General features: G+C 70.6%; 14 protein-coding genes. 2 read left to right on the top strand and 12 right to left on the bottom strand.

Annotated elements, in window-relative coordinates; all coding sequences use genetic code 11:
- The 8 genes from rpsK to JWN97_RS07980 all read right to left on the bottom strand — a co-directional run.
- Window positions 1-229 (bottom strand): 30S ribosomal protein S11 (gene rpsK / locus JWN97_RS08015; RefSeq protein ID WP_297621085.1); only part of this gene is annotated, 229 nt, incomplete at its 3' end.
- Window positions 230-293: 64 nt separating this feature from the next.
- On the bottom strand, window positions 294-668 hold the full coding sequence (rpsM, locus tag JWN97_RS08010; RefSeq protein ID WP_297621082.1) for a 30S ribosomal protein S13: 375 nt from the start codon (window positions 666-668) through the stop codon (window positions 294-296).
- A 162-nt stretch (window positions 669-830) separates the two neighbouring features.
- On the bottom strand, window positions 831-944 hold the full coding sequence (rpmJ, locus tag JWN97_RS08005; protein ID WP_004008316.1) for a 50S ribosomal protein L36: 114 nt from the start codon (window positions 942-944) through the stop codon (window positions 831-833).
- Window positions 945-976: 32 nt separating this feature from the next.
- Window positions 977-1,198, bottom strand: a complete 222-nt coding sequence (gene infA / locus JWN97_RS08000; protein ID WP_056599768.1) for a translation initiation factor IF-1 — start codon at window positions 1,196-1,198, stop codon at window positions 977-979.
- Between the two features lie 214 nt (window positions 1,199-1,412).
- Window positions 1,413-3,965 carry a transglutaminase domain-containing protein gene (locus tag JWN97_RS07995; protein ID WP_297621073.1) on the bottom strand — a complete coding sequence of 851 codons (2,553 nt, stop codon included), beginning with the start codon at window positions 3,963-3,965 and terminating at the stop codon, window positions 1,413-1,415.
- A complete protein-coding gene (locus JWN97_RS07990) occupies window positions 3,950-5,119 on the bottom strand; it encodes a DUF58 domain-containing protein (RefSeq protein ID WP_297621069.1) in 1,170 nt (389 codons plus the stop codon). The genes JWN97_RS07995 and JWN97_RS07990 overlap by 16 nt, the downstream gene beginning before the upstream one ends.
- A gap of 34 nt (window positions 5,120-5,153) precedes the next feature.
- Entirely contained in the window at window positions 5,154-6,125 is a 972-nt protein-coding gene (locus tag JWN97_RS07985) for a MoxR family ATPase (RefSeq protein WP_297621067.1), read from the bottom strand.
- 43 nt (window positions 6,126-6,168) lie between these two features.
- Window positions 6,169-12,405, bottom strand: coding sequence for an Ig-like domain-containing protein (locus JWN97_RS07980; protein ID WP_297621065.1), 6,237 nt, complete (start codon window positions 12,403-12,405; stop codon window positions 6,169-6,171).
- Between the two features lie 210 nt (window positions 12,406-12,615).
- On the opposite strand from JWN97_RS07980, the gene JWN97_RS07975 reads away from it, so the two are divergent.
- Complete coding sequence (locus tag JWN97_RS07975; RefSeq protein ID WP_297621063.1) at window positions 12,616-13,803, top strand: FHA domain-containing protein; 1,188 nt, start codon at window positions 12,616-12,618, stop codon at window positions 13,801-13,803.
- Window positions 13,800-15,215, top strand: coding sequence for a serine/threonine-protein kinase (locus tag JWN97_RS07970; RefSeq protein ID WP_297621061.1), 1,416 nt, complete (start codon window positions 13,800-13,802; stop codon window positions 15,213-15,215). The genes JWN97_RS07975 and JWN97_RS07970 overlap by 4 nt, the downstream gene beginning before the upstream one ends.
- 197 nt (window positions 15,216-15,412) lie before the next feature.
- On the opposite strand, the gene JWN97_RS07965 is transcribed toward JWN97_RS07970, so the two are convergent.
- The 4 genes from JWN97_RS07965 to secY all read right to left on the bottom strand — a co-directional run bounded on the left by JWN97_RS07965 (window position 15,413) and on the right by secY (window position 19,353).
- On the bottom strand, window positions 15,413-16,438 hold the full coding sequence (locus JWN97_RS07965; protein ID WP_297621059.1) for a TerC family protein: 1,026 nt from the start codon (window positions 16,436-16,438) through the stop codon (window positions 15,413-15,415).
- Between the two features lie 209 nt (window positions 16,439-16,647).
- The gene (map, locus tag JWN97_RS07960) at window positions 16,648-17,472 is read right to left on the bottom strand and encodes a type I methionyl aminopeptidase (RefSeq protein ID WP_297621057.1); all 825 of its coding nucleotides are present in this window, start codon (window positions 17,470-17,472) and stop codon (window positions 16,648-16,650) included.
- 9 nt (window positions 17,473-17,481) lie between these two features.
- Window positions 17,482-18,057, bottom strand: a complete 576-nt coding sequence (locus JWN97_RS07955) for an adenylate kinase (RefSeq protein ID WP_297621055.1) — start codon at window positions 18,055-18,057, stop codon at window positions 17,482-17,484.
- Window positions 18,058-19,353, bottom strand: coding sequence for a preprotein translocase subunit SecY (gene secY, locus JWN97_RS07950; protein ID WP_297621053.1), 1,296 nt, complete (start codon window positions 19,351-19,353; stop codon window positions 18,058-18,060).

Here is a 19,353-nt window from a genome sequence, read left to right as displayed (position 1 = left end):
TGGCGCGACGGCCGGCGGCCTCGGCAGCCATCTGGGCGGCGAAGGGGGTGGACTTGCGCGAGCCCTTGAAGCCGACGGTGCCGGCAGAGGCCCACGAGATCACCGCACCGGTCGGGTCGGTGATGGTGACGATGGTGTTGTTGAACGTGCTCTTGATGTGGGCTTCGCCCTGAGCGACGTTCTTCTTCTCCTTGCGGCGGACCTTGGTCGCGCGGCTCTTGGGAGGCATTCACTAACTCCTGATGGGGTCTGGTCTGGAAGCTTCGATGACGAGGATCAGCGCAGGGCGCCGATCACTTCGCCTTCTTCGTGCCGGCGACGGTGCGCTTGGGGCCCTTGCGGGTGCGCGCGTTGGTCTTGGTGCGCTGACCGCGGACAGGGAGGCCCATGCGGTGGCGGCGACCCTGGTAGCTGCCGATCTCGATCTTGCGGCGGATGTCCGCCTGGACCTCACGTCGGAGGTCACCCTCGATCTTGAAGTTGGCTTCGATCTCGTCGCGAAGCTTGACCAGCTCCTCGTCACCGAGGGTGTGGACCCGAGCGTTCGGGTCGACCCCGGTGGCAGCCAGGAGCTGCTGGGAGCGGGTACGGCCGATGCCGTAGATGTAGGTGAGTGCGATCTCGATGCGCTTGTCGCGCGGGAGGTCGACACCAACGAGGCGTGCCATGTGGCGTTTCCTTGTCTGTTCATCGCTTTGGTTTCTGGTCGTGTCGCGTCTCATCCCGCCTCGGGTGAGCCCCGGCCAAAGCGCCGGAGGTGGATTCGGTCAGGGAGTCCTGGGACTCACTGCCTAGCGATCACGTTGTGGTGTTTCAGTTGTCGGTCTTGCTCAACCTTGACGCTGCTTGTGGCGCGGGTTCTCGCAGATGACCATGACCCGGCCGTGACGGCGGATGACCTTGCACTTGTCACAGATGGGCTTGACGCTGGGGTTGACCTTCATGTCAACGAATCCTTGCTACTCGGCTGGCTGGATCACTTGTAGCGGTAGACGATCCGACCTCGCGTGAGGTCGTACGGCGAGAGCTCCACCACGACGCGGTCCTCGGGGAGGATCCGGATGTAGTGCTGGCGCATCTTGCCGCTGATGTGGGCGAGCACCTTGTGCCCGTTGGCCAGCTCCACGCGGAACATGGCGTTGGGAAGGGCCTCCACGACGGTGCCCTCGATCTCGATCACGCCTTCTTTCTTCGGCATGTCCTCCACAATCTGTTGCAGTGCTGTTTGATGATGCTCGTTGTCTACCGTTGGCCCGGGAACCGCCCGGTCGTGGTGACCGGTGGACCTCGTGGGCGGCTGCGAGGAGCCTCATCCCGGGCACACGCGCGATGCGTCTGAGACGAATCGCCACGAGGTCCGGGCAGCCGCGAGGCACCACGAAACACAGCCCACGTTGGGCCGACGCACCAGTTTAGTCAGGCGTCCTGCGAGAACGCCAATCAGCGAGCCCGTGCAGCCGGGAGCGCACGCCCGCCAGGCGCCCGGTGGCGGGGGTGCTGCCGTCCGGGTTGTCCGCGACCGGCTCCGAGGCCCGCGACGGACCTCCCCGCAGGAACGACCGGAGGCTGATCGCGGCCTGCAGGCGCTGCCGGCGACCCACCTGCTGCGACATCGTCCGCCGCTCGGCGTCGACCTGCTCCCAGTACGTCGTCGCGGCGGCCAGCTCGGGCACGCTCGGGCCGAAGACGAAGCTGTCCGCGCGCCGGGCCAGGGTGCCCGCCTGCCCGGAGACGATGCCCCGCGACTGCTCGCGACGGGTGACCGTGGCCCCCAGGGGCACGACCTGGCCGAGGTCGCGGGCGTGGTCGACCAGCTCGCGCCAGGCACCGACGAAGCGGGCCGAGGCCGAGTCGGCGCTGCGCCGGCGGTGGCGGCGCACGGCCTTGAGGGCCACGACCGCACCGAGGAGGAGCGCGACGAGCAGCAGCGGGCCGCCGACGTACGTCAGCACGGCGCCCACCCACGTGGGAAGGCCGGCGATCAGGCCCTCCTCCTCGTCGGACTTCTTGCGGGTGGCCCGGCGCTCCTTGAGGTCGGCGTCGCTCTGCTCCCCCGCGTCGGACGGCGGCGGGATGGGGTTGGGCGGCGGGATCACGGTGCCCGACATCGGGGTGTTGGTCTCGGGGACCTGGTCGGCCGGCGGCGTGGTGGACATGAAGGACTCGGTGGGCAGCGTGCGCCAGGAGCCGTCCGCCGCGCGGAGCTCGACCCAGGCCGACACGTCCTTGCCCGTGACGCTTCCGCCCTCCGGGACGACCGCCCCGAGGACGACCCTCGCCGGGACGCCGATCTCGTTGGCGATCAGTGCCATCGTCGCGGCGTACTGCTCGTCGTTGCCGACGATCTGCGGCGCGTTGACGAACTCGTCGGAGAGGCGCCAGACGCTGTGCCCACCGACGTAGATGCGCTCGGTGCGGCCGATGCCGTCGGAGTACTTGCCCTCGGACCTGAGGTGCTCGGCAGCCGCGAGGACGCGGTCCATCGGGTCACCGCCGGCACCCTCGGTCCACTTCTCGGTCGGTCCCTGGATGAAGGCCGCGCCCGGGGGGAGGGCGGTGGTCTCGGCCGACCCCACCGTCTCCGGAGTGAGCACGTCGTCGGGCTCGACCGCGGTGAAGGAGTAGCGGTCCCCCGGCTGCAGGCCGGTGGGGACGACCGCCGTCGACGTCGCGAGGTTGTAGCGGAACACCTCGGACTTGGCCCGCGGGTCGCCGGTCTCGAAGGTCATGGACTGCAGCGCGCCGACCGTGGGCAGCCACACGCCGCTCCAGCCCTCGCCGAGGGTGATGGTGACGTCGACCTGCCTGCCCTCGACCGGGTTGTCGATCGTGGAGGAGACGCGCTGGAAGGAGTCGTCGGCCGGGCCGGGCAGCGCGTTGTCGGTGGCACCCCAGACCATGCCGTCGTAGCGGTCCATCGTGGCGAACCGGATGCGGGTCCCCGCGCCGGCCCCGTCGACGTCGAGCAGCGTCTTGTCGTAGACGTTGCTCGGGTCGCTGCGGCCCTTGAGGTCGATGTACTTGCGGAAGCCCGCCAGCGGCGAGGGGTAGCGACCGATGTCGAAGGGCGGCTCCACCCAGTTGCGGGCCACGGCCCGCTCGTCGTCGTCACCGGCGATCAGCGCGCTGGCCGGGAAGGCGACCCCGGCCGCCAGGGCCAGCATCACCACGGCGCCGGCGCCCCGGACGTAGGACGTGCTGCCGCCCTGGACCGAGGCGCTCGCCCGGCGTGCCCGGATCGCGAGCCAGGCCAGGGCCAGACCGGCGAAGAGCGAGCCCTGCAGCAGCAGGGACTGCGGGTGACGGACCCCGAGGATGATGGCTCCGGACAGGACCGCCGTCAGGCCCAGGACGGGAAGCAGGGCGGCCAGCCAGGCGCGAGGCACGGGCAGGTGTGCCAGCCCCAGGCCGACGAGCCCGGCGAGCATGCCCGCGAGCCACGGCAGGACCAGCAGCGGACCGTCGCCGTCGACCGGCGGCAGGGTGGTGAGCAGGTCCTTCCAGCCGAAGATCGCCTGGTCGGCCACCCGGGCGAGCGTCGAGGTGCCGGGCAGCACCGACGTGTCCCCCAGCGAGCGCAGGCAGAGGGGCCCGCCGAGCAGGAAGAACAGGACCACGCAGATGACGACTGCCGAGATGACCGGCCACCCCGCGGCGCGGGTCAGGTGCGTGACGACCACGGCGATCACCGCGCCGAGCAGGCCGACGACCAGGTAGCCCGACCCGGCGAAGGAGGTGCCGAAGGCGCTCAGCACCAGTCCGGCCAGCACCAGGGTGAAGCCGATGTCGACCCACGAGTGCCGGTCGGGCAGGAAGGCGTGCGGGCGGACCCGGGTGCGGGTGCCGGTCTGTGACAGGCCGGCAGGACCGCGGCGGACCTCGGGGTCCCCACGGCGTCGTCCGGCGGACGAGCTCGGCGGAGGAGACGGAGAACGTCGTGGGGTGGGTCTCACTTCACGCTCCATCGGAGCAGGGCGCCGAGGTCTTCCTTGGCGGACAGGTGCAGGACCGCCAGGCCGCCGGTCTCGGTGACGCGGCTGGTGCCCTCCGGGTCGACGACGATGCCGTAGCGGCGGACCTCGGGCGGGAAGGCGGCCGCGGAGCGCAGGATGTCGGTGAACTCGCTCCGGTTGCCGCCGACGAAGAAGGCGAGGCTGGTGTCGGGGGCAAGCGTGCTGGCCTGGCGACCGGACTCGATGAGCCCGCGCCGGCCGAAGTCGGCGCGGCAGACCGCGTCGAGGGCGAGGTAGCCGTCGGAGCCGCTGGAGGCGTGGGAGCCGCACACGAAGGAGACGTCGAACTCGTCGAGCACGGCGCGCACGGCGATCGAGGCCGCCACGGCCATGGCGGTCTCGAAGTCCTCGGGGTCGCTCCAGGCGGCGAGCCGGTCGTCGACGACGATCGTGGCGTGGCTGCGCCGGGTGTCGAGGTACTGGCGCACCAGCAGGGCCGACTCGCCGCTCGAGGCCATCACCTTGGCCGACGAACGCCAGTGGATGTGCCGCAGGTCGTCGCCGGGGACGTACTCGCGCAGCGCGTGGAAGGCCAGGTCGCTCTGGCTGACGGCGTCGGTGGAGACACCCTCGAGGTCGCGCATCAGACCGGCGCCCAGCGACTCCATCGGCACGAGGTGGGGACGGACCAGCACCTCGCGCACGGGCGTCCAGACCACGTCGCGCGAGAAGATGCCGACCGGGTCGCCGCGACGGGTCATCGCCGGGCCGACCGAGATCACGCCGCGGCGCTCGGTGCGGATCGTGAAGGACTCCTCGTGCTTCGCGCCGGGCGCCAGCGAGCTGATCCCGTAGCGGTGGATCGCCGAGCCGACCGGCACCTCGAGGGTGGTCGGGACCAGCCGCGAGGACGCACGGTTGACCACGACCACGCCGGCGGCCACGGACTCCCCCGCCGCGACCCGCTCGGGCTGGAGGCGCAGGTCGACCGAGACGGAGGTGCGGCCGAGGAGGAACGGCAGCGCGAGCCCGATGAGCGCCAGGCACGCCATGCCCAGGACGGCCAGCTCACGCCAGAGCGTGAACGTGGCCACCACGAGCGCGCCGAGGCCGAGCATGAGGATCAGCCAGCCGATCGGCTTGATGACCTCGAGCGCCTCGTTCAACCTCCCTCGGAATCCGTGTGGGCTCATCGCAGGCTCAGGCCCCTACGCGGTCGGTCGGCGGCGCCACGGAGTCGAGCAGGCGCGAGATCACGGTCTGCACGTCGACGCCGCTGAACTGCGCCTCGGCGTCGAGCAGGAGGCGGTGCGAGAGCACCGGCTCGGCGAGGTCCTTGATGTCGTCGGGGACCACGTGGTCGCGGCCGTCGGCCGCCGCCCAGGTCTTGGCGACCCGGACGAGGGCCAGGCAGCCGCGCGGGGACAGGCCGAGCTTGACGTGCGGCTGGCGGCGCGACTCCTCGGCGAGCTCGGCGACGTAGCCGATGACGGCGGGGTCGACGTACACCTGGTCGGCGAGCCCGCTCATCTGCGCGATCGTGGCGGCGGTGATCACCGGTGTCACCAGGCCGGCGCGGTCGCGGACGGCCGCGTTGTTGAGCAGCTCGACCGTGGCCTGCCGGTCGGGGTAGCCGACGGAGGTCTTCATCAGGAAGCGGTCGAGCTGCGCCTCGGGCAGGCGGTAGGTCCCGGCCTGCTCGATCGGGTTCTGCGTCGCGATCACGAGGAACGGCCGGCCGACCGGGTGGGCGACACCGTCGACGGTGACCCGCCCCTCCTCCATGACCTCCAGCAGGGCCGACTGGGTCTTGGGCGAGGCGCGGTTGATCTCGTCGGCCAGCACGATCGTGTGGAAGATCGGGCCGGGGTGGAACTCGAAGGTCCCCTTGTGCTGGTCGTAGACCGTCACGCCGGTCACGTCGGAGGGCAGCAGGTCGGGCGTGAACTGAATGCGGGCGTGGCTGCCCTGCACGGTGTTGGCCAGGGCCCGCGCGAGCATCGTCTTGCCCGTGCCGGGGAAGTCCTCGATGAGCACGTGCCCCTCGGAGAGCAGGCACGTCAACGCCAGTCGTACGACATGGCGCTTGCCGAGGACGGCCTTCTCCATGTTGTCGGTGAGCTGGTCGAAGGTGGTCCTGAACCACTCGGCCTGTTCGTGGCTGATCGTCATGCGTGGGTCCTTTGGATCGAGTGGTCAAGGTTCATACGGTGCGTCACGGGGGCCAGTTGAGGACGAAGGAGTCGGACTGGATCGCACTCCGGCACTCCACCGTGATGCTGCCGCCGTTGATGTAGCGATCGGTCCTGAAGCTCGAGACGTTGGACGAGAACGGGGACCAGCTGCCGGATCCGAAGCGACACTCGAAGGAGCCGATGAAGCCTGTGGTGGTCAGCCCGATGAAGCCGCACCGCTCGTCCGTGCAGTCGGGTTGGCCGTTGCCGCCTGCGTGGCAGGGGTTCGCGGACCCCTCGGCGTCGTTGCACGAGCTGTGCTTGAAGGCCGTGACCTCGGCGGCTGGAGGTGGGTCGGCGTTGACGTTCCTGGAGTCGGAATCGGTCCCACGGTTGGCCGGAGCATCGTCCAAGATCGTCACGAAGATCTCCTGCTGCTGGGAGTAGTCCTCGGTGTCGAAGACAGGAGTGGTGATGGTGAAACCACCTCCCCCGCTCAGCGCCTCCGAGCGGAGCCCGAAGCTCGAGTCCTGGCCGACGCGCTTGTTGCGGACCTCGTACTGCAGCACAGCAGCGTCGCCGTTGCTGGTCCCGGAGATGACCCACTGGATCGACTTGCCGTTGACGACCGGCTCGATCGAGTACAGCGCGGAGTCCAGCCGGCCGTAGGTCTGCACGTTCTGCACCCCGCTGAGCGTGCAGCCGGCCGGGGCATTCTCGTTGCACACCCGCAGCTGGACCTGGTAGGGCTGCTCGTTGCCCTGGGTCAGGATCCGCGTGGTGTTGGTGCCGGTCTGCTGCGGGAACGACCTGACCACCAGCCCGGCGACCAGCACCTCGACCCGACTGACGCTGCCGCGCGCGTCGGGGACCGTGTAGGCGATCTCGGCCTCCTGGCTGTTGCCGGTCGGGTAGGCCTGGAAGGCACCCCACGCCGCCGGACGCCCCACGGCCTCGATGGACGTGCCCTCGCTCGGCAGCGACCGGTTGCTGATGTTGGCGGCCACGACGCGGTAGGTGTAGACGAGCCCGTCGTAGGGCACGCCGGCGTGGGTGCAGGTGAGCGACGCCAGCTTCTGGCAGCCGGGGACGGCACCCGAGGTGATGCCGTTGGTGTAGCTGACGGTGTAGGTCGTGGGCCCCGGTCCCTCGGGCAGGACGCCCTGCCAGGAGATGCGCACGTCGGTCTGGTTGGCGCCCGCCTCGAGGTCGGTCACGACCGGTGCCGCGGGTGGCAGCGGGGTGCCGAGGGATTGCATCTCCGACGACGACCGCGGCAACGAGTAGTCCACGCGGTTCTGTGCCTTGACCGTGAAGACGTACTTGGTGTTGTTGTCCAGCCCGACGGCGGTGTAGCGGGTCTTGTCGCCGGGCACCACGGCCTGCGCGCCGCCCCAGCTGATCGTGTAGTCGAGGATCTTGGAGGTGTTGGTCGGTGGCTTGTCCCAGGCGATGGTGATCGTGCCGTCGCCCCGGTCGACCATCCGGATGTCCTGCACGCGACCCGGCTTCGTGTCGGCCTGCGCCGATCGCGAGAGGGCGCTGAACTCGCTCGCGCCGACGCGGTTGACCGCCTGGACCCGGAAGCTGTACCTGCCACCGGTCTTGAGGTTGCGGTAGACGCACTCGTTGGTGTCGCACCGCTGGGTGTCGTCGCTCTTCTCCTCCTTGACCACGTAGTAGAGGATCGGCGCACCGCCGTCGTCGTCCGGAGGCTTCCACGACATGGTGATCGTGCCGACCTGGTCGGAGAGCGGGTAGGGCCGGGGCTCCCCCGGTGCCGCGGGCGTGCCGACCACCTGGAACTGGATCCGCCCCTCCGCGCGCCGTGACGCCGGCGGGTCGGAGGAGTCGACGTCGCTGACCACGAGGCGGAAGCTGGCCTGCACCCCGCGGGTGTCCTTGTCGGCGCTGAGCGTGAGGCGGCTGCCGTCGATGGTGGCGCGGACGCCGGGGTTGCCCGTGTTCTCGACGTCGAGGATGGTGGGCGAGGGGTCCGCGACACCGGCCCGCAGGTAGGAGCTGATGTCGAACGTGCGGCTCTGTCCCGCCTCCATGGTCTCGACCTTGATCGGCAGGAGCGTCGGCGCCGGAGCCTGGGACAACCGGAAGCGGACCTCCTCGGCGTTGCTGTCGCCGGCTCGAACGGTGAGCACGGCCTCGCCGCCCTCGGTGGCGGTGTCGGCCGCCGTGATCGCCACGACCGACCCCTCGGGACTCCCCACGTCGAGCCCGTCGAGGGGCTGGCTCCACTCCGCGTCGTAGGTCAGGTCGGGAACCTCGCGGGGGTCGAGGGTGGACACCTTGCAGAAGGTCGCGATGTCGAGCGCGAAGCGCTGCCCGGCCGAGATGGGTACGACGGTGGAGGGGCACTCCAGCGTCGGGGCGTCGTCGCCGACCTGCACAGGGATGGACAGCAGGACCGTCGCACCGTCCTCCGTGGTGGACGCGTCCTCGTTGCCGCTCGCGCCGGTCGCCGTGGTGACCTCGACGAGGAGCGCCCCGGGGCCCCGGAAGCCGGCTGCCGCGCTCAGCTCGAAGCGGTTGTCCGTGTCGGGACCGACGGAGATCGCGGACGGCGCGGCGGAGTAGGACCGCCTTCCCGAGGCGAGGCGTACGACGCCGCCGTCGGGCGCCGCGACGTAGTCGGAGAACGTGCCGGTCATGCTGGCGCCGGAGTCGATCTCGATGAGGGCGTCGGGCAGCACGTAGGGCAACCCGTTGCCGGTGGGCGGGATGTAGACGGTCGCGGCGGCGGCACCACCGTCCGCGTCGCGCACCTCGAAGGGCAGCACCTGCGGCGCGGGGCCACGGTCGGCCCGGATCTGCGTCCCGTCGACCACGGTCGCCCCGCTGACCTCCGTGACCTGCAGGTCGGCAGCCCGTCCGTCGGGATCGTAGGCGCCCTCGAGGACGTCCACGACCACGCTGCCGCTGTCGCCGGCACGACCGAAGGCGTCGAACACGATCGGCGGGTTGTTGAAGTCCTTCGCGGTCTCCAGCGTCAGGGTCGCGCGCGACTCGCTCAGACCGTTGGTGACGCTGTAGACGATGACGACCGGTGGGGCGTCCAGGGTGTCCGGTGCGGGCACCGTCACCAGGTTGGTGTCCGGGTCCAGCTTCGCGCCGGCCGGCGGGTCGAGCAGCGCGATCTCCACCGCGTCGCCGGCGGCGACGAAGTCGTTGGCCAGCGGGTCGAAGGTCGCCGTGCGCCCCGGCTCGACGGTCAGCCGGTCCTCCACCGCCAGCGGGGGCTGCGGCTGGCCGGGCTCCACCACGGCCACGCGCACCGTGCCGGTCGCGAACGCCCCCTGGGAGTCGACCACGGAGTAGCTGAACTCGTCGGTGCCGACCGTGCGGGGGAAGGCCCGGTACTCGATGACGTTGCCACCGGACGACTCGATGCGGCCCAGTCGCGGGGCGGAGGTGATGCCCGTGACGGTGACCGGGTCGCCGTTGCGGTCCACGCCGACGCCGGGGAGGCGGATCTTGACCGTGTCGCCGGACACGACCCGACCCTCGAGCGTCGGGGGCTCGGGCGGGTCGTTGGGGTCGTCGGTCGGCACGACCGTCACCCGCAGGAGGCCGTTGGCGCGCTTGCCCTCGAGGTTCTGCGCGACGTAGGTGACGTCGAAGGTGTCGCGCTCCTCGATCCGCTCCGGCGCGACGTAGCGCACCAGGCGTCCCGACACGAAGGCCTTGCCCACGTCACCGGTGACGTCGATGGGGGCGACGACCTCGAGCCGGCCGGCCGTCTCGCTGTCGACCAGGTCACCGAGCAGGGTCAGGCGGTCACCCGCCGGGGAGACGTCGTTGTCGAGCACCGGGGCGGACACGGCCGCGCCCGCGCGGACGACCACGCGGTCGACGACGGTGATCGGGGTGTTGTCGGCCGGCGCCGGACGCTGGGTCACGACCACCTCGCCACGCGCCCCGGAGTGGGGACCGTTGCTGATCGTGTAGGAGATGGTCTGCGTGGCCGGCACCAGGTCGGGCTGCACCGAGGAGATGCGCAACCAGCGACCGTCGACGATCGCGACGTCGAGCTGGCCGTCGCGCTCGGCGGTCGCGCGCTGGACGACGAGCAGTCCGCCCGCCGGGTCCAGGTCGTTGGCGAGCACGTCGACGATCCCCGGCGCCTGGCCGTAGAGGGTGAGGGTGTCGGGCATGGCGATCGGGTCCGCCGCGCGCTTGGGGCGCGGCTCGACGTCCACCCGGATCGTGCCCTGGTCGAGCGGGGCGTTGCCGTAGCCGGCGTCGTAGTTGAGGAAGTAGGTGCCGGGCCGGTCGCCGGTGAAGGTCAGCTGGCCGGAGTCGAGGTCGGAGGCCACCTTGACCCCCGGCTGCTGGGGCACCTTGCCGCCGAGGGCGAGCTCGGCGGTCGGCGTGTTGGGGTCCGAGCCGGGCAGGTCGTTGAGCAGCGGGCGGATCTTGATCGGCTGGCCGACCTCGCCGCGTACGACGTCCGGCTCGGCGCTCGGCGCGAAGGCCTGCTGGTCCTTGGGCGCCTGCACCTGGAAGTTCATCGACTTGGTCACGGGTGCGGAGCGACCGTCCGTCACGGCGAACTCGACGCGGACCAGCTGCTGGCCGTCCCCCTGGATGGTCGGGGCGGTGAAGCGGATCCGGCCGTCGGCCGTCGTCCGCGCCGCGGCACCCGACTCATCGCCACCCACGGCCTGCGCCGAGTCGAGGAGGAGCGTGTCGCCGTCGCTGTCGTCGCGCCAGTCGGCGAGCACCGGGACGGCGAGCGCCCCACCGTGCGGCACCTTGTAGGTCGGCTTCTCATAGCCCTCGCGCAGCCGCGGGGGCTGGTTGTCCTGGCCGCCGCGCACGTCCACGCCCACCGTGGCGTGGGCCGCGAGCCCGTCGCGGCCGTCGTCGATGAAGTAGTCGAAGGTCGCGGGGCGGGCCTTGTCGGGCATCTGGATGATCAGGGTCTGCCCGTCGGGACTGATCTCGACCCGGGCCCCGCCCGACGGCTGGTCCACGTCGACGATGCTGAGCAGGCGACCTTCGGGGGCCGAGTCGTTGTCGAGCGGGTGCAGGACCGTGGTGCGGCCCGCGCGGACGCCGTACGAGTCGGGCTTGGCCTGCGGGGGGCGCCGGTCGGCGTCGGTCTGGTTCTGGTTCTCGTTCTCGTCGTCGGTGTTCTTCTTCTTCGACGTGAACGCTTCCCAGTTGTCGATCCTGATCGGCTTGTCCTGCTCGACGTCCCACACGGTGCCGCTGTTGGCGTCGTTGAGCACGATCTCGCCGCGGTTGACCCGGAACGCCAGGCTGGTGGCGTCGCCGCCGAGGTCCTTCTCGTTGACGGCGGTGGACCCGCACTGGACGGCCACGGCGCCGACCCCGCCGGACCAGGCGCCGAACACGCAGGGGCCCAGGCGCACGGGCTCCACCGGGGTGCCCGCCTTGGTGGACACGGTGGTGACGTCACCGGACTCCAGGTCGACGCTCAGCAGCCCGTCGGGTGCTCCGACCAGCACCGCGTCGTAGTCGGGACCCGCCTGCTGGAGCACGCTGCCCGGGGGCACCGAGGCGCTCGCGCCACCGACGACGCGGAGGACCCCGGCGGCGGCGTCGAGCGTGACCACGCGCTCGCCGACCGTGGTGACCGCGGAGACCTGCCCCGCGTCGCCGGGGAGGTCCTGCTGCTCCGGCTCGGCGAACACCGCGCCGCTGGGGGTGATCGTGGTGAGGGTGCCGTCGTCGGCGGAGGTGATGACGACGGTGCCGCGCTGGCTGACGGCGAGGGCGGCGTCCTGGCCGGCCTCGGCGAGTGCCTCGGACTGTCGGTCGACCGAGCTCATGACGGGCACGCCGCGCTCGGCGTCGTAGCGCACCGCCCAGACCTCGCCGGTCTCCGCGTCGGCGCTGGCCAGCGTGCCGCCCGCCATCCGGACGTCACCGGCGGTCGGGACCGCTGCCGAGCCCCCGTCCTGGGACTCCAGGCGGCTGGTCTCGATGGCCTGGCCGCGGCTGGCGTTGAGGTTGAGGGTGACGACCGCCGCGCCGTCCTGCACGACGTCGAGCCGCGTCTTGCCCTCCGGGCTGGGGACGACCCCGTCGAGCTGGTTGATCGGCTTGTTGAGGCGTCCGGACCAGCCCTTCTTGCCGTTGACGACCCAGACACCGCCGTCGTTGAGCTCGGCCTCGTGGGACTTGTAGCCGCTCGCGGTGATCGCGTAGGTGATGACGGCGGCGGCTGCGATCGTCAGGGCCACACCCGAGGCGATGCCCACCTGGTGTCGACGCACGAAGGTCGCACGTGCCACGCCGTTCCCCCTTGGCCCCCACGAATGACGTGCGCCCGCCGCAGCCACCCAGAGGGAGAGTATGTATCACCGTCGCTCCGGACAAGTCGGGGTTGCGACAACTCGCGACCGCGTGCGCGGTGTGGGTGTGATGGGTGATGATGGACGCGTGGGCGTGTCCGAGGGGGGCCGACAGTGATCGTGGAAGCGAGGTACACCAGAGGGGCTGGTGTGCTGCTGGGCAGTGGCGCCCACTGGGTGCTGCTCACCGAGCCCGCCGACGAGCAGGTCGTCCAGGAGATCTGGGACGTCCTGTGCCTCACGGCGCCGTCCGGCTCGACCGTCGTCGAGCGGGTGCTGGCCGTCGTCGAGAAGGCCTTCGACGGCGACCCTCCCGGGCTGGCCATGGTCGACTTCACCTCCGGTGCCTCCACCACGCTCTCGCGCGGCGCCGGGCACGTGCGCCTGGCCGGTCCCGGACGGGTGCTCAGCCTCGACGGCGGGACGGATCCCGACGAGCTCTCGCACACCCGCCGGCTCGTCGGCGGCGTGGTCGCCGCCGACCGCGTCGAGCTCACGCCGGTCTCCGCCCGGGTCGCCCCGGTGCAGCACGTCCAGGACGCCGCCCCTCCGCCCGCGACGGGCGCCATGATCGACGGCATCCCGGCCGCCATCCTCGCCGCGAAGGGCCCCGACGGGCCTCCCCCGCGCACCCGCATGCGTCGCCCGGTCGAGGACACCGGGTCGCTGACCGACACCTCCGAGCCCGACCCCCTGCTCATGCAGCGGATCGAGGAGGGCACCCACACCACCATCAGGCCTGCCTCGGCGCCCCACAGCGCCCCGGGCTCGCGGTCGGAGAGCGAGACGAACACCTGGCCGGCGGACGAGGACGTGGACGACCACGACGGCTCCACCACCCACCGACCGTCCCACCTCTCGCACCGCACCGCCCCCACGGTGCTCGCCGTCAGCTGCCCCCTCGGACACCTCACCCCGCCGATCTCGCCGCAGTGCCGCGTCTGCCACCAGCGGGTCGCGCCCCAGGAGCCGCGCCGCGTGGACCGTCCGGCACTGGGTGGGCTGCGCCTGCCGACGGGTGAGGTCGTGCCGCTCGACCGCGGGGTGATCCTCGGCCGCAAGCCCGCTCCCGCCCCGGGCAGCACGGACTGGCCGCACCTGGTGCACCTCCCGGCCGACCACTCCTTCGTCTCCCGCCAGCACCTCCAGATCGAGCTCGACGGCTGGGACGTGGTGGCCCGCGACCTCGACAGCCGGGGCGGCACCACCCTCGCCCTCCCCGGGCGGGAGCCGCAGCGGATGCGGCCGGGTGACGCCTACGTCCTCGAGCCGGGCTCGGTCCTCGACATGGCGCAGGTCTATGCCGTGCGCTTCGAGACGGGAGCGGTTGCCCGGTGAGCGCCCCGGTCATCCCCGGGTTCGCGTTCATCGAGCACCTGGGTAGCGGCGGTTTCGCCGACGTCTTCCTCTACGAGCAGCAGTGGCCGCGCCAGCGGGTCGCGGTCAAGGTCGTCCGGCCGGACGTGCCGCTGACCGACCGCGAGAAGTACCTCTTCACGGCCGAGGCCAACTCGATGGCCCGGCTGGCCGACCACCCCTACATCGTCTCGGTGATCACCGCCGGGGTGACCGCGGAGGGCGGTCGCCCGTTCCTCGTCATGCGCTACTGCCCGCCGCCCGACCTCGGCGTGCGCGTGCGCTCCAACCCGATGGCCCCCGTCGACGCCGTCGCGACCGGCATCAAGCTGGCCAGCGCCATCGAGACGGCCCACCGCTCGGGGATCCTGCACCGCGACATCAAGCCCAGCAACGTGCTGGTCACGACCTACCACGAGCCCGCGCTCACCGACTTCGGCATCGCCGGCCACATGTCGGAGGTCGAGGGCGACAACGACGTCCGGATCTCCTACCCCTGGTCCCCTCCGGAGCTGCTCGACGGCCGGTCCAACGGGTCGGTGGCCTCCGACGTCTACTCCCTCGGCGCCACCATCTGGCACCTGCTGGTGGGGCGCTCGCCCTTCTCGATCCCCTCGGGCGACAACTCCACCCGGGCCATCAGCGCACGCATCCTGCACGCCGCTCCCCCGGCCACCCAGCGGCCAGATGTGCCACCCGCCCTCGACCGGCTCCTGCAGCAGTGCCTCGCCAAGCGGCCCGAGCACCGACCCGGCAGCGCCCTCGAGCTGGCCCGCGCGCTCCAGCGGATCGAGGCGACGGCCGGCTGGGCGCGCACCTCGGTCGCGGTGGAGGGCGATCGTCCCGATGCCTCCGTCTCGGTGACCGACGTCGCCGACGCACCCGGGGCGCCCGAGGGCGCCACGGCGATGAAACCGGTCACCGTCATCTCGGCCAGCGGTCCGCGACGCATCGCCGCGCAGGACCCCACCCCTTCCGCGAGCGCGGACGAGGAGACGAGCGGTGTGTCGGGCCTCGTCTGGGCCGGGATCGGCGCCGCGGTGCTCGCCGTGCTGATCGGGTTCCTCGTCCTCGGCGGCGGGGGGCGCGAGGAGGATCCCGGAGTCGTCGTCCCGATCGAGTCGCAGGCACCGAGCGACGTGGTCCCCGACGTCCTGACCGAGGCGCCGACCCTCACCGGACGGCGTACGGCACGAGGGGTGCTGTTCGAGTGGAACGCACCGGTCCCGGTGGAGCCGGGCGACTCCTTCAGCTACCACCGCGACGACACCGACACGTTCGGCAGCACGACCAAGGAGCAGCTCCTCGTCCGGACCGGCGACCCGGTCTGCCTCGACCTGCGCATGACCCGGGGTGCCGACAACTCGCCGAGCGCCAACCAGTGCGTGTCCTGATCGCAGCCTGCGCGCTCGTCCTCGCCGCCGCGACCACGCCTTCGGCCTCGACCGCGGCCACGGCGGTCCCGGGGGTCACAACGGGTGCACCACCCGCGAGGACGTCCTGCTGAGGCAGATGAAGGACATCGAGATGCGGTGGGGCTCGACGTGCCGCATCTACGAGGGTGCGACGCGTCGCCGCGACCTGCTGAGGGTCAGTCGTCTTCCCAGTCGCGGCGCGGACCCGTGGCGGCGTCCTGCTCCTCCGACGACATCCGGCTCGAGGCCCACAGCGAGACCACCGCGGTGACGGCCAGGGTGGCCAGGATGACCACCAGCGAGAGCCAGATCGGGATCTCCGGGGCCCACGTCATGTGCTCGCCGCCGTTGATGAACGGCAGCTCGTTCTCGTGCATCGCGTGGAGGATGAGCTTCACGCCGATGAAGGCCAGCAGGAACGCCAGCCCGTAGGACAGGTAGATGAGGCGCTGGAGCAGGCCGCCGATGAGGAAGTAGAGCTGGCGCAGGCCCATCAGCGCGAAGATGTTGGCCGTCAGCACCAGGTAGGGCTCCTTGGTGATGCCGAAGATCGCGGGGATCGAGTCCAGCGCGAAGAGCAGGTCGGTGGTGCCGAGGGTGATGATCACGATGAACATCGGTGTGATCATCCGCTGGGCGCCCTCCTGGGTGATCAGCGCGCGGCCGTGCCACTCGGAGGTGGCCGGGAAGCGGCGCTCGATGAAGGCGACGACGCGGTTCTCCTCGAACTCGTCGTCCTCGTCCTCAGCACCTTCCTTGGCCAGCTTCACGGCGGTGTAGATGAGGAACAGCCCGAAGAGGTAGAAGACCCAGCTGAAGTTGTTGATCGCCGTGGCGCCGACGGCGATGAAGACCGCGCGCATCACCAGCGCCATCACGATGCCGATCATCAGGGCGTACTGCTGGAGCTCTCGCGGGACCGCGAACTTGGCCATGATGATGATGAAGATGAAGAGGTTGTCGATGGAGAGCGAGTACTCCACCAACCAGCCGGAGTAGAACTCCAGCGCCGGCGTGCCACCGGAGGTGTACCAGACGCCGAGGCCGAAGAGCACGGCCAGGCCGACGTAGATCGAGAGGTAGGTCGCGCACTCCTTCATGCTCGGCTCGTGGGGCCGGCGGCCGACGACCGCGAGGTCGAAGGTGAAGATGGCGATGGTCACCACGCCAGTGGCGATCCAGACCCAGGTGGGGACGTCCACGCTGATGCTCCTTGGGGAATGAGGGTGAGTTCGGCGTCTGCGCAGGGCAGCAGCGCCGGAGGTCTCTTCCGCTCGCGCGTCGACGGCGAACCAGTGGCACCGGGCTCCGCTCGCGCGGACGCCGTGCTGACGACACCACTACCGGGGAATACTCCCCTCCTGCGCGCCCAGTGTCCCACGGCGGGCGGGCGCGGGGCCAAACGCGCCGGTCAGCGTCCGCCGAATGGGACGCCCAGCTCGGTGAGCCGGGCCTCACCGCCGTCGACGGCGGTGAGCACCCACGCGCCCTGCGGCGTCACGGTGAAGGTGTGCTCGAAGTGTGCCGCCACGGAGCCGTCGACCGTCGCCACGGTCCACTCGTCCTCGAGCAGGTCGGTGTGCTTGCTGCCCAGCGTCACCATCGGCTCCACGGCCAGGGCGAGGCCCTCGACGATCGCGGGCCCGCGACCGCGGCGGCCGTAGTTGGGCACGCTGGGGGCCATGTGCATCTCGGTGCCGATGCCGTGCCCGGTGTAGTCCTCGAGGATGCCGTAGCGGCCCTGCGCACGGACGTAGGTCTCGATCGCGTGGCTGATGTCGGTGACCCGGCCACCGAGCCGGGCGGCGGCCATCCCGCGCCACAGCGACTCCTCGGTGACCCGGAGCAGCTCGCGTACGTCGTCGGCGACCTCGCCGATCGGGACGGTCAGGGCCGCGTCGCCGTGCCAGCCCGCCACGATCGCGCCGCAGTCGATGGAGATCACGTCACCCTCGACCAGGGTCCGCGGGCCTGGGATGCCGTGCACGACCTCGTCGTTGACCGAGGCGCAGATCGTGGCCGGGAACGGGGGCACGCCGTAGCCGAGGAAGGACGGCACGCCACCGTGGTCGCGGATGTTGGTCTCGGCGAGGGTGTCGAGGTCCTTCGTGCTGACCCCCGGCCGGGCGGCCTCGCGGAGCAGCTCGAGGGTCTCCCCCACGAGCCGGCCGGCGACGCGCATCAGGTCGATCTGCTCGGCGGTCTTGATCTCGATCCCGCGGTCGCGGAAGCCCATCGGAGGGCTTCAGCTCTGCGGGATCACGTCGAGCGCGGCGAAGATGCGGGCCGTCACGTCGTCGACCTCACCCATCCCGTCGACCTCGACGAGGATGCCGCGGTCGCGGTAGACCTCGATGAGCGGCTCGGTCTGCTCGGTGTAGATCTCCTGCCGGCGCCGGATGACGTCCTCGGTGTCGTCGGCACGACCGTCGGTCTCCGAGCGCTGCAGCAGGCGCTGGACGAGCTCCTCGGAGTCCACCGTCAGCACGACCACGGCGTCGAGCCGGTGACCGGTGTACCCGATCATCCCGTCGAGCTCGGTGACCTGGGCCAGGGTGCGCGGATAGCCGTCGAGCAGGAACCCGGGCGCGGCGTCGTCCTCGTCGATGCGGTTGCGCACCATGAGGTTGGTGACCTCGTCCGGGACGTACTCCCCGGCGTCCATGTAGCGCTTGGCCTTGATCCCCAGCGGGGTGCCCTGCGAGACGTTGGCGCGGAAGATGTCTCCGGTGGAGATCGCCGGCACGCCGAAGTGGTCGGCCACGAAACGGGCCTGCGTGCCCTTGCCCGCACCCGGCGGGCCCATGAGGATGAGTCTCATCTACTTGAGGAATCCTTCGTAGTTTCGCTGCTGGAGCTGGCTCTCGATCTGCTTCACCGTGTCGAGCGCGACGCCCACCATGATGAGGATGGACGTGCCACCGAACGGGAAGTTCTGGTTGGCCTGGATCATCGCGAACGCGACGAGCGGGACCAGCGAGATCAGGCCGAGGTAGAGGGCTCCAGGGAACGTGATGCGGGACAGGACGTAGGACAGGTAGTCCTCGGTCGGCTTGCCCGCCCGGATCCCGGGGATGAAGCCGCCGTACTTCTTCATGTTGTCCGCCACCTCGACAGGGTTGAAGGTGATCGAGACGTAGAAGTACGTGAAGAAGATGATGAGCAGGAAGTACATGATCATGTAGAGCGGGTGGTCGCCACCGACGAGGTAGGTGCCGATGAAGTTCAGGACCGGGTTGGTGCTCTCCGGGTTGAACTGCACCGCCATGGCCGGCAGGTAGAGCAGCGACGAGGCGAAGATGACCGGGATGATGCCGGCCTGGTTGACCTTGAGCGGGATGTAGGTCGAGTTGCCGCCGAACATCTTGCGGCCGACCATGCGACGGGCGTACTGCACCGGGATGCGGCGCTGCGCCTGCTCGATGAAGATGACGGCCGCGACCAGGACCAGCCCGATCACCATGACGATGCTGAAGACGACCCAGCCCTTGGACGTCTGGACGCTCCACAGCGACGCCGGGAAGGTGGCGACGACCTGGGTGAAGATGAGGATCGACATGCCGTTGCCGATGCCGCGGTCGGTGATGAGCTCTCCGAGCCACATGATGACCGCGGTGCCGGCGGTCATCGTGATGACCATGACGAGGAACGTGCCGGTGCCGTTGTCGTGCAGGAGGTCGAGGTCGCAGCCCTGGAGCAGCGCCTTGTTGCGCGCCAGCGCCACGATGCCGGTCGCCTGCAGGACGGCGAGGCCCAGCGTGAGGTAGCGCGTGTACTGGGTGATCTTCGCCTGGCCGGCCTGGCCCTCCTTCTTCAGCGCCTCGAGCCGTGGGATCACCACGACGAGCAGCTGCAGGATGATGGAGGCCGTGATGTAGGGCATGATCCCGAGCGCGAAGATCGTGAGCTGGAGCAGCGCGCCGCCGGAGAACAGGTTGATCAGGCTGTAGAGCCCGCCCTGTTCGAGCTGGCTGATGCAGGACTGGACGTTGGCCACGTTGACGCCCGGGGTGGGCACCTGAGAGCCGAGCCGGAAGATCGTGACGATCAGCAGCACGAACAGCAGCTTGCGCCGCAGGTCCGGCGTCCGGAAAGCGTTGGCGAACGCGCCTAGCAC

Origin of the sequence: Nocardioides sp., from assembly GCF_025965415.1 — a bacterium.
Taxonomy (GTDB): Bacteria; Actinomycetota; Actinomycetes; order Propionibacteriales; family Nocardioidaceae; genus Nocardioides.
Note: the sequence above shows the minus strand (reverse complement) of the source record. Positions and strands in the feature narration are given on the sequence as shown.